Genomic DNA, 13,289 nt, shown 5'->3' with positions numbered 1-13,289 from the left:
TAAGAATAAACCGAACCTTAGGGAAATCCGTAGGATTTTCCGAGTACACACTGCCCCTAGCAATTAATTATACACGGTGTTGTAAGCAGTTTTTATTCATACATTAATTTAATTACTTCTGCTGTATTATCTATATATTTTCTTGGATAACCAGATGTTCTTCTTCTTTGTTTAATCATTAAATTCAGAGCTTCTTGTTTTTCGTCAATATTTTCTTGTTTTTCTAAATTTAACGACCTAATCCAATTCAAATTAAGATGGTTAATTTTTCCAGATTTTAATGGTGTCAGACAGTCTATGTAGTGTTCTTTAATTTCGTCATTTACATTGTATTCAGCAAAATAACGTTCAACAGTATCGTGAATGGTTATTCCATAATAATTCACTTCCTCTTCCAATAAATACGCATCAATTAATGGTTGTCCAAAAAAGATTTGACTACTTATATTTACACTCATTTCTCCAAAAGCAATTGCTCCTTTCATTGGTATTCCATCTCTCAATGATTGTGAAAATAGCCAACTAACAGCAAATGTCATTAGTTCAAAACATTCAGGTCTGTCGTCTTTTGTAAATATTACAATCGAGTCAGAAAAGCTAACCGTTTTAAGAGAATCAGAATCATATTGTTCTGGTAAACTTTTCGCATTTTCTAAAGTATCTCTGTGTTTAGAAAGTTTGGTTAATAAATCATAGATTTCTTTATGGGAATTTCGCATTACCAAATCCTTAAATCCCATTATGTCTAAAAAACAAACAAATCTTTTGGAAGTTGGTGACCAAGATTTTTTTGTATTTGAAGATTGAGAATTTTTAGATGCTTCTGCAATTATTTGTGCTGTTTTTCTTCCCATTTAGTTTTTTCTTAAATTGCTTACAACGTGTTTGTGTATGATTTCGTTGCGTGTTTCAGCACTAAAGTTAGCAAATAAATCACAGATAGAAAGTCCGCGAGGACTTTCGTAAGTAGGCTATAACTAGCAATGAATTATACACGTTGTTGGCAAATCGTTTTTATTCATTCTTTATTTGCTTAATTGCCGATTGAATTAGATTCAAGTTTTTATAATCAGGGAAAAGTTCTTTTATGCTATCATTCTCACTTGTCGGTAAAATTTTCACTCCTCTGTCTATTAAATCAGCAGTTGTGTTAATAGACAATTCAAGTCTTTTTAAAGTTTCAGGGTCGTTATGATTGTATTGTTCAGAAATTATTGCTTGAGCTTCTGCTTCTAAAATATTTTTTAATTGCTGTTTTTGTGCATCAATAATTGAAGATAAGGCGTCATTTTTAAGTTCTAAAGTTTTGGTATATTCTTCATATATTTTTGCTTCAGCTTTTTTCTTTCTTAAATATGTTGCAGCCCAAGTAATACTGGCAACTAGTTTTACAGCAGCAGCAGTTCCCAAAGCAATATTCAGCCAAATTGAACCTCTTTCTGCTGATACAATTTCAGTTTTCCCATTCTCAATTCCAGCATCATTTATTGGAAGTTCAATTGCTTTTTTTAAGTCATTTGATATTTTATTTAATTCATCAAAACTGCCTAGTTCAGGTAATTTTACAGATATTCCGTCTATATCTTTTTCATTAACTGTTTGCTCATCGAAGTAATTCAATAAGAATATAATTCCAGTTCTTAAAGAATTTATATTTTCTTTTATTAAAGTGTCTTGAGTAGAATTAAAACTATCCTTTTCTTTAAATGTCTTGAATAATCCTGAATTTTCTTTTAAATCATTGATATATACTTCAAGAAAATCTATGTTTTCAAGTAATTCTATTCCTTTTTTTAAATTAGAAATGTCGCTAATTAAATATGGCTTTCCACCATTTTCGCCAGAAATATATTCGCTTTTTACATAAAGATGTTTTAAAGCATTTTTTAAAGTTTGATAATTTTCTCTTATTCCCATATTTTTATTAAATGTTTGCCAACGTGGTTGTGTATGATTTTTTGCGGTTAAAAGTGCGATTCACTTTCCGCCGTTGCGGAAAGATAATTAATTCACGTGAATTTCCGTTGAGGAAATTCCGTAGCAATTAATTATACACAGTGTTGGCTAACGTTTCTTTAATTCCAAATTTAATTTTTAACTTTTCATTCAATTCTCCATTTGGAAACTTAGTAATAATTTCATTATATTTTTCTTTGAATAAATTTATGTTTTTAATATTTAGTAAATGATTAGATATATAAAAATATGCAGATTCTTTTGGTAATTCAGAGAAAGCAACATTGATTTTTTTAATACTCAAAGGACGAAATTCAATATATTTTTTCTCTTCAAGATTCATTACAAAGTTGATATAAAATTCAACATACTCATTATACATTTGTGTTTTTAATACAATTGGATTTATATTAAATTTATCAAAAGCTAGAATATTTGCCATTTTCTCTGGAACTTTCCCTGTTTTTATAATTTCTTTATAGGTTTCTTTTTTTCGAAATGTAAGATATTTTAAAAGCTCTTTTTTTGCAGAAAACTCTATATCACTTTTAAAATATTGATAAGAATAATGAAGTAATTTGCCTTTATTTTCTTCTAAATTTAAAAGTAATGCTTGTTTTGTTTTTTCTAATTTGGCAATTGCCATCGTGAAATTTTTAGAGCCATAACTATCAAAAACTTCATCAATTTGATTTCTAAGTTCAAAAAAACCTTGAAAATAATGATTGTTAAAAGTATTTGAATGATTGATAAAAGAAATAATAGATTTTCCGTAATCTCTAATTTTGTTATTCTTAGGTATTATTACACCTCTTTTTCTGAAATAATTAGCTCTTTTTTCAGAAAGAGAATCAACCCAAGTATTTGCAGTAATTTCAATTTCTGTTGTCATATTTGGGTTAATAAAATAGATTGTGTTTCCATTTTGTATAAATTTTAAACATTCGCTATAAAAATAATCTTCTGTTAAGTTCTCATAAATTAACTCTTCAATAATCATTTTTGAAAACGATTTTAAAGGAGAGGCGCTAACAATTATTGGTTCTTTTAAATTCTTCCATTGAAACTGAAAAGTGCTATCTTTTGAAAGTAATTGAAACTCGGTAAAACTTGAATGAGCAGAATGAAATGGTAAATGACTAATGTAAATTGAATCAGAAACCCATTTGTATACTTTCCCTTTTAATGTAGTTACTTGTTCCTGATGCGTTTCAGTTTTTAAATTATGATTGTTTTTACACGATATTATTATAAAAAGAAAACAAAGGATATATAATGTGTTTTTCATTTTAAGTAAAGTTCATTTTTAATGTTTGCCAACGTTTGTGTATATGGTTTGTTGCGGGTTTCAAGCAACTAATTTAGTAAATAATTACCGACCAAGAAAGTCCGCGAGGACTTTCGTAAGTAAGCGAGAACCAAGCAATAAATTATATACGGTGTTAGGCAACGTTTTATTCCGCAAGCCATTTTTTCCAATCCATTGCAACTTTGTCCCAATTAAATTCATTGTAGTTCAACGAACCATCTGAATTTAGCGGAAAATAATTATGTTCTAAACCAATATATGCTTTAAAATCAATTTTCGTTTTATTACTTTCAATCATTTGTATTCTTAATAAATCGTTGAATGGACTTGCTGTGTCTTTTGTTCCATAACTGACCAATGTAGGTATATTTAATTTTTTAAAATCTTCGCTCAAATTTTGTGAAAAAGAATAAGTTCCTTTGTAAGTATTAAAGCCGTGTTCTCTCGATATATCGAATTTATTTTTATTAGTATTCTGCCAATATTCAAAGTCTCTTTCGACCCAACTTATGCTATCGTTTTCTATTTCTCTGTCTTGGCTGATTATTGACATAATTCTGGAATAATAAGGTGTGCCACCTGAATATATCAAATGCGTTACGTTTTGGTTTGTAGTTGCCATTTTTACAGCTATTGTGCTTCCTTCTGAATGTCCTGCCACAACAATTTTTGAACTGTCCACCCAATTTTGTTTTTTCAAATATTGTATAACCTTGCTATTCCTTTCTACATAATAGTCCAAATAATTCCTTTCAAGATATTCTGAAGGTGGTAAATTGGTTTCTTTGTCAATGAATTCTTTATTATCATCTAAATTTTCAATATCAGTTATGTATGGTATTTGAGGTTTGTTGATTACGATTAAGTGATAATTATCTTCAAGAATTTTAGAAGAAAATGGAAAAGGCGGATAATGTTTTTCTCCGTTATATTTTAAAACTGGTTTCGCAAGTGAACCTTGAATGAATATAAAAATTGGTTTTTTGATTTGTTCCTCATTTTTTTTGGATTTTACGATTATATGAACCGTGTCATTTTTAAAGTCGATTGGAAAATGTCGGTACCCAAAATCCTTTGCCGATTTTTGAGAAAAAGCATTTACGGTTATGAATAAAATCAGAATGTTTATTATTGTTCTCATTTTTTTTAAATGTTGCCTAACGGTCTCGTATAACCGTCAGTTACGGGTTAAAGTACGCAAATTTTTCGGTTAAACACTGACGTTAGCAATTCCGAGTGGATTCGGACGTAGTCGAATCCGCCGTAATTGCGGTTATACATTGTTGTAGCCAGTTATTGTTCTCTATCAAGTGTCATTTCGAAAAACTGACTCCAAGCGTTTTCTCTCTTATATTCTCCGGTTTCATACCATTGTCCTTTCTCATTTTGCCATATTATATATCGTACATTATCATTTGGATACCAGTATAGTTTATTCTCGATAATTTCAGCCTTAAACTCTGCATTCATTCCGCTTGGTAAATATGAGCGAAATATATAATTGTCATTAGTTTTATCATACGTTAATATTGCAAGTGCATTGTGGACAATTTTCCCTTTCGATATTCCTTTTCCCTCAATAAGAACAGCAGTTGAGTCTAATTTAAATTCAATTCTTTCAGTTTGTTCAAATTCTGATTTTCCATTTCTTCCCATCATCCAACCAGTTCCTTTCCAGTTGCCAACCATGAAATCCAATTTTTTTATTTTAGCTTTAGAAATTGAGTCAGTTTCAGAAGTTTGAGAAAATCCTAATGTTGAGATTAAAAGAGTAATTGTAATTGTCAGATAAAATTTCATATTGATTTTGTTTTAATTGGCTACAACGGTTTATATATGATTTGTTGCGTTTTTCAAGCACTGAATTTAGTAAATAAAAACCAAATAGAAAATCCGCGAGGATTTTCGTAAGTAGGCTAAAACTAGCAATAAATTATATATGTTGTTACCACACGTTTTTTTCTTTCGGTGTTGATTTATATTCACTATTTACACTTTCCATAATTTTCTTTTCAAATATTTTAGGAAAGTATTTCATTATTATTTTTGACTTTAACTTTGTAAATCCGCTAACATTTTGGTTTGCCTTTTTCCACAAGTTTTCAGTCTCTTTTTCAGTTAGTATTTTTTCAATTCCGTTTTTAGAGTCAATTTTTATTAGTGGAAATTCAGGTTGATTTTCTCCACAAAGTGTTATCTGTTTTTCCAATTTCGAACTGATGGATTTCATAAAATCTGTAATCTTATTAAATTCCGATTCTGTTTTAATTTCGGTTGGATTTATGTCAAATTCGATTTGGTTTTCGAGGAAAAAGTAGCACTTTACTACAATTCCATTTAAATCAACAGTTGCAGATTTAGTTTCCAATTCGCCAGTTTCGTCCGCAAACATAGTTTTCACGTATCCGAAGTCAATTTTGTCAATCAAATTATCTTCATAAACTCCAAAAGTCAATTGGTATTCAGAATTTAATAAATCAACTACTTTTTCCCAATCCGAAATCGTTGCGTTTTGGACATAAATATCTCTTAAAGCTCCATCCTTTTCAAAAATCCATTCTATGTTATTCCAATTTCTCAATGTTGCTCTCAAATGTGTGGTAACGTGTTTGTATATGATTAGTGGCGTGTTTTAAGCACGGAATTTAGCAAATAAATACCAAATAGAAAATCCGCGAGGATTTTCGTAAGTAGGCGAGAACCAGCCATTAATTATACACGTTGTTGCCACACGTTTTTATTCCACAATTTCATAGTCATCTAAATTCAGACTTCTCGGAATTTCCGATTTGTCATAATAGAATGAAAATGTAAGTATTCCGACATTGGTTAATTCTCCAAAATAGTTATATCTATCTTCTCCTTTGTCACGAACTGGGTTGTATTGATAGCCTTCTACATCACAGCTGATAAATACTTGTCCTGAAATTATACATTCATCATTGAAAGTATCGATTTCAATCGCATCAACATCTGTTATTTCGATAAACCCTGGTGAAACATAGCCATCCAAATAATAATCTTCTTCTCTGAATACATCGTCCAAATTCAGATTTTCATATTCTCTTTCTACTCTGTCTTTAATTTCTTTTTCAAAATTTTCTTTTAACAATTCTAAAACAAATTGATTATCAAATTCTTGTTCTTCAAGCCAAGAACCAAATCGTTGAGTGATAAATTGTAGAGTTGATTTTTCGTTCTGAATTAATTCTTTTGGTGATTTATATACTTTAAATCTTTTACTGTCTTTTTGTAAATCAGGATGTATTTCGAAAATCTTTTCTTTAAGTTTTTCTGTATCGCAAAAATCAGAAACATTATTTGTTAGTAAAATACAATCTTTAAGTTTTTGTTTTTCAGCGTGTTCTGCATATGTTAACCAAATTATCGTGTCTTTTAATTCAGTTTTTGTTTCCGTGAATGGTTTTTTTCTGTAAACAGCTCGATTTACTATTTCTGGCATCATTTCGTTAGAATACTTAAGAAGTGTCAATATGCCTTCGTCTATAAGTTTCTTATAATGACTTTTTAACCCTTTAATAGATTTATCTTTGTCGATTATCGATTCATTTTCCAATGACATTTGATAATGGTCAATTTCGGAATGAGCTTTTGAAAGCTGAAATATTTGTTGGTCAACGATTTTTCCATAATTCCTTTCAATTTCCATTAAAACAACATCTGAAATGTAAAGACCAATCTCTTTTTCTTTTACAATGTCAATCAATTCACTAAAGAAATTTCCTTTCCAAAATGGGTCTTTATATATTACTGATGTGTCTATGAATATGTTCATTTCTCAAATGTGTGGCAACGGTTTTGTGCATGATTTGTTTGCGTGAATTTAGCGAAAAAAACTTAAACAATTACAAACATTTGAGGTTTGCGAGGTTTTTCCGAAGGAAAAACTTAGTAAGCAATGAATTATGCACGTTGTTGGGTTTTCGTTTTATTTTTGGGTTTTACTTTTCATTCCGTTTTTTTGTAAAAATTCTCAGCGAATAATTTCGAGATTTTTTCATTCAGATTTTCATTCCGACGTTTTGCTATTCAATTCCATTTTCAAGTTTTCTAAAAATTTTATTTAGCAACTAAATCTTTATTTTTAGTTTTTCCGATTGCTGATTTTCCAGCATAATTTTCCGCAAAGATTTTCAACTGGAATTTTTCCGTTTGCAAAAAATATTCTTAAAAAACGAAATTTTTCAAACGATTGTTTTCCGATTTTCTGAGAATATTCCAATATAATTTTTCAGAGATTTTTCAACCATTTATAAACTTTATTTAAAAACTAAAAGCTTAAATTTTAACGATTTCCATAAATGAAACCCAACGTATATGTGTATGGTTAGTTGCGGACAAGTATGCGATTATATTCCGCAATGTAATATAGTGAATTGTTGGAAAAGATCCTGCGCTTAGCCAACATTAGCTATTAACTATACACGTTGTTGTGGTGTCGTTTTTTATTTTCAGAATATCCATTTAATTACAGTTACAAATCCGATTATAATCAGAATTAGGATTGAAGCAACAATTCCAAATAATATCCATTCTCCAAGTTTATCTTTAAAAGTCCTTTTGTATTCAGCGTTTTTGTTTTTCGGTCTATTCTTTTTTGGGCTAAATTTTGGAACATAATCCGTTTTCTTTTTACTATCAGCTTCTAATTCCGTCAATTTGTTTTGAGCGAATTCCGAAAGTTTAGATTTATCTCCACGAAATACAATTTCTTGCAAAATTTGATATCCAGAATAATTTACAGATTTTTCATAAAGCTCAACACATTTTTTGATTCGCTCATCAGTCGGTTCGGTCAAAATCCAATATTTTCCTGCAGAGTCTAGAAATCCGCTTTCGTAATATAATTCGGCAAGTTTATTCCACAATTGAGTTTCGTTTGGGTTTTCCTGAATTAAATTCCGCAATCTGTCAGACGCTTTGAATTTCAGTCCGTTTTCAATTTCAGAATCTATTTTCTCTAACTTTTCTTTTAAACTCACAATGTTTTTCTTAAATGCACCACAACGGTCTTGTATATGAAAAGTAGCGGATTTTAAGCACTAACTTTTCGGATTATAACAGACCTTTAATTTATTCATTTTGTTTCATTTAAGCGATAAAACCGCTATTTTTTATATACGTTGTTAGCCACTGGGCTTTTATTCTTTCAACTCAAAATATTGTTCCAGAGTATTAAATGTAAATATTGATTTTACAAATATTTCTTCCAAAACTTCAATGTAATTGCTATCTGTAATTCCAAAATATTCAATAGCTTTTTTACAGTCTTTATTAGACTCACTAAATGTATGGGCAATTAGTCCAGACCTTAAATTTTGAAGATTTCTTAAAAACACAAACATATCGGGAATATTCATTCCTTTTGACTCTAAAAACTTTTCAAACTTTCCAATTCCTCGAATTTTTGAGTCTAAATCTAACCCTTTTGCTAATTCCTTTTCATTAAGTCTGTCAATAGTCAGTTTTACTATTGTTAGAGTTTGCTCACAGAAAGCTTTAACGTTGTTTGTTGTTATTTTATGTAATGCAGTAAATAGATGCTCATCTTTTTTTGATAATGGTTTGTACAATTGCCAACCAAACTTTTCTTGCCATTTTTTATTGAAGCTTTTATACTTTGATTTAAAGAACAAGTCAACTGTTTCAGGTTGTTCTGCCCATTGACCTTCTATCATTGTTCTGTAATAAGTTCTACTAATATTCATTCCCTCTTTCGGTGGAATATTATATTGTTTCCAATGAAGTTGTTCCTTTTCTGGAAGCATTCTCAAATTGGTAAGAAAGACAGGAATGTATTCATCTACGTTATTGTCTATTTTTAATCTAAAAAACTTTGAGCCAACACTAAATCCATCAACTTGATATTTGTTTGGTTCATTGTAGTATTTGTTTAAAACCTCTTTTTTGAAATAAGTAACTTTAAAATGATTGCCGTCTGTTTTTCCGCAATCTTCATAAATTAATTCCCCTTCGTCATCAATTCCGATTATAAAGCTTTGATTTTTTGATTCTCCAAAGTCAAAATGTGATTTCTTTAATTCATTTGGTTTAATAAATACTTTTCCCATAATCCAACTTTGAGTTTTGTCGGATACATTGCGAATTAAATGACTATAAATAAAGTCATTTTCTTTGATTAATTCATCCTTGTGTTTGATGTTCCAATCTGAAGGGATTTCTTTTAACAATCTCATAAAATCATAGCAAATTACGAAGTTCATATCTCTCATTGTGATATATTCCCTCAAATACTTGATTTTTACTTTAATCAATTTTGGTTCAATGATTAGAACTTCGTCTAATTCTCCATAATCGCTTACATAATAAAATGTGCGGTTTTGTTTGTTATTCCCTTTTTCGTAAAGTCGAAAGTAGAGAACAAATTCTTCTGCAACATCTATATATTTTATTGAAGTTTCCTGTAACGAAAAGCTTTTGTAGAATAAAAAAGGTTCTAAACCTTCTTCGTCATTTGATTTATACGTGTTGTCTCCGTAAACAGATGGCTTTCCTTCACTTCCCATTGAAAGTGGCCAATTATAATCTTGACTGTATTTCTCAACTTTGTCGTTTGATATTAGACAACAATATAATCCAGCAGAATCGTCAAAGTCTTTAGAATCATCTTCATAAATTTTTAGCCAACCATTTTTGATTAAGAACTTGGATTCAATTTCTTTTTTTTTGTCCTCTAAAAGAAAATAATCTTTCTCCATTTTTTATTCGTGTAGATTGGTTTTCGCCTTGTGGCTAACGGTTTTGTATAAGATTAGTTGCGTGGTTAAGCACGGGATTTAGTAAATAAAAACCGAATAGAAAATCCGCGAGGATTTTCGTAAGTAAGCAAGAACCAAGCAATTAATTTTATACGTTGTTGGCAACTGGCTTTTCTTTCAGTTCGTTAATATAATCCACTTCCCAAATACTTTTCGACAAGTCAAATAATAATTCTTGACGTTCCGTAATTGTTGAGCTATTCCAATCTGTAAACGACTTTAATCGTTGATTAATTCTTGTTATTGCTGTATAAGTTCCGACATTTTCAAGTAATGAAATTGATTTAGTCAAATAGATGGAAGATTTAGAATATTCTCCAACTTTGTGATTATAAAAGTCGTTATTTCCAATCGAAGCATTTATACTTTTTTCGAGTAAAGTCAGATTTCCTAATTTGATTTTTACTTCGTCATATTCTTCTCCGATTTTTTCTCTTAAACCATTTTCAGGTGTAAAAGGTAAAATATGCTCAACTTCGATTCCTGTCGTTATATAATTATCAAGTGTTTGAGGAATGTAAGAACCTAATCTTTGTTGGTCTATATATTGAGCAATTTTTGCTAAAATATATCTCATACGATATTGCTGAACTGAATTTTGATTCAAGTCAAGGAAACTACTTTTATAACTATTCTTTTTTTCTGCAACTTCTGGCTCAATTTTATCTTTGATAAATTGGTCTAATTCGTCTGCTGTTTTTATGGTTATCAAGTCTTTTGCCCATTTTGAAAAGTTCCTTTCAAATTCTTTAGTTGGCTCTCTTGTTATGAAATAGAAGAATATTAAAGTTTCGATTTGTTTAGCAAAATGGTCAAAAAGTGGTTTTGATAATTTTCTACCTGCTAATAGTAAAATCAAATGTTGACGAAATGAACCACCTCCTAATTTTCTAATATTATTTAGAAAGATATTTTGTCCAATTTGGTCTTCTCCTTTGAAGAATTTGACATAAATTTCTGCATTTTCAATTAGTAAATCAACAAAGTCAAAAGGTTCTTTTTCGTAATTACATTGGATTGTATTTTCGGGTTTTGTAATCCAATTATAAATTTCATCTTCTCTTAAAATCTCATCTCCTTTTGGACTATTGACATTATAATTTGCCATTATGAAATAACGTAAAAAACGCAAAGGTTTTTCATTGTTCTTTGTTAAAATAGAAACTAACTGTTGCCATTTAGTATTGAGTTTTGTAAACTCATTTCTGTCAACTTGTCTAAAAATCAAATTTTTAAGTAAGTCCATTGGATTTAATCCAATTCCTCTTTCGTTAATGGTTTCAAATATTTTTAATGCGTCATTTATTTCAGGTGTTTCTATCTGAATAAATTTTAGTTTACGATATAGATAAACAAAAAACTTTTTAAGTTGTTCAGGTTTGTCTTTTCTGAAATTTTGATTTAAAAACGCAATAATGTTTTCGTAAGCATTAAAAAGTCTTTCGGCAGAACCTTTTAAATTTTCAGGTCTGTCAGAAAGTGAAGAAATTATATTTAAAATATTTGAAGAATCTTTGTATTGAAGTTCTAATTTATATTTATCTATTGAATCTCCTAAAGCATTAACCGTTTTGTCTTTTATCATTCGGTCAAGTGTATCTGTGTCTAAATTCCATTCTTTATAAACAGATTTTAAAGCACAAATAATTAAAAATAGAGTAGTGGTTCTCTGTTGTCCGTCAATCAATTCATAAGAACCGTTATTGTCTTTAAAAACTACTGTACTTCCAATAAAATACTCTTTATTGTGATTGTTATCGAACTCGTCAAAAACGTCAGATAATAATTGGTTTACTTGTCTTTCTTCCCAAACGTATTCTCTTTGATAATCAGGAACTACGTAAAAATTCTTGAAGCATTTTTCTAAATCAAGGTAGTCAAATTGTATTTGAATATTATTCTTTTCAGCCATATTTTTATTGTTGTTCGGGTTTTTCTTCAGCTTGTTGCCAACGTGTTTGTGTATGATTTCGTTGCGTGTTTCAGCAACTAAATTAACAAATACAAACCGAATAGAAAATCCGCGAGGATTTTCGTAAGTAAGCCGGTACTAGCAATGAATTATACACGTTGTTGCCAATAGTTATTTTATATTATTAATCCAATTCACTATGTACTCTTTAAAACCTAAATCGACATTATAAATTTCGTTCGTTTTCCAGTCAATTCCACTTTTAGTCATAAAGTGATTTAGTTCACTAATTAATTTGAATTCGATATTCGGATTTTCAATATTATCTAATTCAGTTTTGCTTTGTTTTGGGTCAACTAAAATATCTTTTTCGCCTATAATAACTAAAGTTGGGAATACAATTTCTTTGTAGTTTTTTGTATTGTCCATTCTCGCCTCCGCAACTTTGTGTGGTTGAAGATAATTTGCATATGCCTTTTTATTAATTCCAAAGTTTTTAGATTCTTTACGTGCTATTTTCCACAATTCCCAAGCACTCAATTCGGGATTTTGGTCAATTAATTCAAATATGTAATCCAAAGTTTTGATTTGGTCTTTATCTGTCTTTCCAATAATTAGATTATCGTAGTTTTTAATTCCATTATTAATCTGATATTTCAACAATTCACGTGGTTTGCCAATTGGTGTAGACCATTGAATTAAAAAGTCTGGTTTTATATCTTGCTCAAATGCTTGAATTGAAACAATTCCACCAAGGCTATGTCCAAGAAATCCAATCTTTTTATTTTGAACTGACTTGAGTGTTTTTAATTGATTGAAAATTCTAACAAAATCGTTTGTGTAGGTTTCTGCTCGGTCATCATATGTTCCTGTGGACTTTCCGACTCCTCTTTTGTCAAATCTAAAAACTGCAATATTATTTTCGAGAAGATATTCAGTCAGATAGTTGTGAGCATTTTGAGAAATTTGTCCAGTTCCAGAAATAATTATAAGAATTTTATCAAATTCATTTTTTGGTTTTAAAAGAGTTCCAAAAAGTTTAATTTCGTTATCAATTTCGGCTGAAATTTCTTCTTTGTTATATTTCTCAACGTTCTCAATCTGTTTTTCATTTCCATAATATCCGTTTTGGCTAAAAATATGATTTGAAAGCAGTAAAAATGTTATTATCAGTAGGTTTCTCATAATGTCTAGTCCTGAAATATGGCTACAGGTTAAAATTGAATTTACGCTGATAATTTATATACCATATTTGGTGTTTTATAGTCTAAAGATACGTGTAATCTTATTTGGTTGTATAAATTAATTGCAT

Annotated in this window: 11 protein-coding genes; all 11 read right to left on the bottom strand. The window is 29.5% G+C overall.

Annotated elements, in window-relative coordinates:
* Positions 1-92: 92 nt before the first annotated feature.
* The gene (locus ABDX67_RS13270) at positions 93-854 is read right to left on the bottom strand and encodes a hypothetical protein (RefSeq protein WP_347175529.1); all 762 of its coding nucleotides are present in this window, start codon (positions 852-854) and stop codon (positions 93-95) included.
* 160 nt (positions 855-1,014) lie between these two features.
* On the bottom strand, positions 1,015-1,917 hold the full coding sequence (locus ABDX67_RS13265; RefSeq protein ID WP_347175528.1) for a hypothetical protein: 903 nt from the start codon (positions 1,915-1,917) through the stop codon (positions 1,015-1,017).
* A 127-nt stretch (positions 1,918-2,044) separates the two neighbouring features.
* Positions 2,045-3,244, bottom strand: a complete 1,200-nt coding sequence (locus ABDX67_RS13260; protein WP_347175527.1) for a hypothetical protein — start codon at positions 3,242-3,244, stop codon at positions 2,045-2,047.
* Positions 3,245-3,410: 166 nt separating this feature from the next.
* A complete protein-coding gene (locus ABDX67_RS13255) occupies positions 3,411-4,406 on the bottom strand; it encodes an alpha/beta hydrolase family protein (protein ID WP_347175526.1) in 996 nt (331 codons plus the stop codon).
* A 152-nt stretch (positions 4,407-4,558) separates the two neighbouring features.
* Entirely contained in the window at positions 4,559-5,065 is a 507-nt protein-coding gene (locus ABDX67_RS13250; protein ID WP_347175525.1) for a hypothetical protein, read from the bottom strand.
* A 145-nt stretch (positions 5,066-5,210) separates the two neighbouring features.
* Positions 5,211-5,858 (bottom strand): hypothetical protein, encoded by a 648-nt coding sequence (locus ABDX67_RS13245; protein ID WP_347175524.1) that lies wholly within the window; start codon positions 5,856-5,858, stop codon positions 5,211-5,213.
* Between the two features lie 144 nt (positions 5,859-6,002).
* Positions 6,003-7,061 (bottom strand): PIN domain-containing protein, encoded by a 1,059-nt coding sequence (locus ABDX67_RS13240; RefSeq protein WP_347175523.1) that lies wholly within the window; start codon positions 7,059-7,061, stop codon positions 6,003-6,005.
* A 676-nt stretch (positions 7,062-7,737) separates the two neighbouring features.
* Positions 7,738-8,268: a DUF6584 family protein gene (locus tag ABDX67_RS13235; protein WP_347175522.1), complete on the bottom strand. Its 531-nt coding sequence runs from the start codon at positions 8,266-8,268 to the stop codon at positions 7,738-7,740.
* A gap of 159 nt (positions 8,269-8,427) precedes the next feature.
* Positions 8,428-10,005 (bottom strand): hypothetical protein, encoded by a 1,578-nt coding sequence (locus ABDX67_RS13230; RefSeq protein WP_347175521.1) that lies wholly within the window; start codon positions 10,003-10,005, stop codon positions 8,428-8,430.
* 148 nt (positions 10,006-10,153) lie between these two features.
* The gene (locus ABDX67_RS13225) at positions 10,154-11,977 is read right to left on the bottom strand and encodes a DUF262 domain-containing protein (RefSeq protein WP_347175519.1); all 1,824 of its coding nucleotides are present in this window, start codon (positions 11,975-11,977) and stop codon (positions 10,154-10,156) included.
* Between the two features lie 171 nt (positions 11,978-12,148).
* Positions 12,149-13,162 (bottom strand): alpha/beta hydrolase, encoded by a 1,014-nt coding sequence (locus ABDX67_RS13220; protein ID WP_347175518.1) that lies wholly within the window; start codon positions 13,160-13,162, stop codon positions 12,149-12,151.
* Positions 13,163-13,289: the final 127 nt, after the last annotated feature.

The sequence above is a fragment of the Polaribacter uvawellassae genome, from assembly GCF_039748955.1.
GTDB lineage: Bacteria > Bacteroidota > Bacteroidia > Flavobacteriales > Flavobacteriaceae > Polaribacter > Polaribacter uvawellassae.
The sequence above is the reverse complement of the archived record's forward strand: the minus strand, read 5'-3'. Positions and strand labels throughout refer to the sequence as shown.

Bases quoted from the DNA above. Each gene is read 5' to 3' on its own strand.
- ABDX67_RS13260 (WP_347175527.1), bottom strand. From the start codon at position 3,244: ATGAAAAACACATTATATATCCTTTGTTTTCTTTTTATAATAATATCG.
- ABDX67_RS13220 (WP_347175518.1), bottom strand. From the start codon at position 13,162: ATGAGAAACCTACTGATAATAACATTTTTACTGCTTTCAAATCATATT.
- ABDX67_RS13225 (WP_347175519.1), bottom strand. From the start codon at position 11,977: ATGGCTGAAAAGAATAATATTCAAATACAATTTGACTACCTTGATTTA.
- ABDX67_RS13230 (WP_347175521.1), bottom strand. From the start codon at position 10,005: ATGGAGAAAGATTATTTTCTTTTAGAGGACAAAAAAAAAGAAATTGAA.
- ABDX67_RS13240 (WP_347175523.1), bottom strand. From the start codon at position 7,061: ATGAACATATTCATAGACACATCAGTAATATATAAAGACCCATTTTGG.
- ABDX67_RS13270 (WP_347175529.1), bottom strand. From the start codon at position 854: ATGGGAAGAAAAACAGCACAAATAATTGCAGAAGCATCTAAAAATTCT.
- ABDX67_RS13255 (WP_347175526.1), bottom strand. From the start codon at position 4,406: ATGAGAACAATAATAAACATTCTGATTTTATTCATAACCGTAAATGCT.
- ABDX67_RS13250 (WP_347175525.1), bottom strand. From the start codon at position 5,065: ATGAAATTTTATCTGACAATTACAATTACTCTTTTAATCTCAACATTA.
- ABDX67_RS13265 (WP_347175528.1), bottom strand. From the start codon at position 1,917: ATGGGAATAAGAGAAAATTATCAAACTTTAAAAAATGCTTTAAAACAT.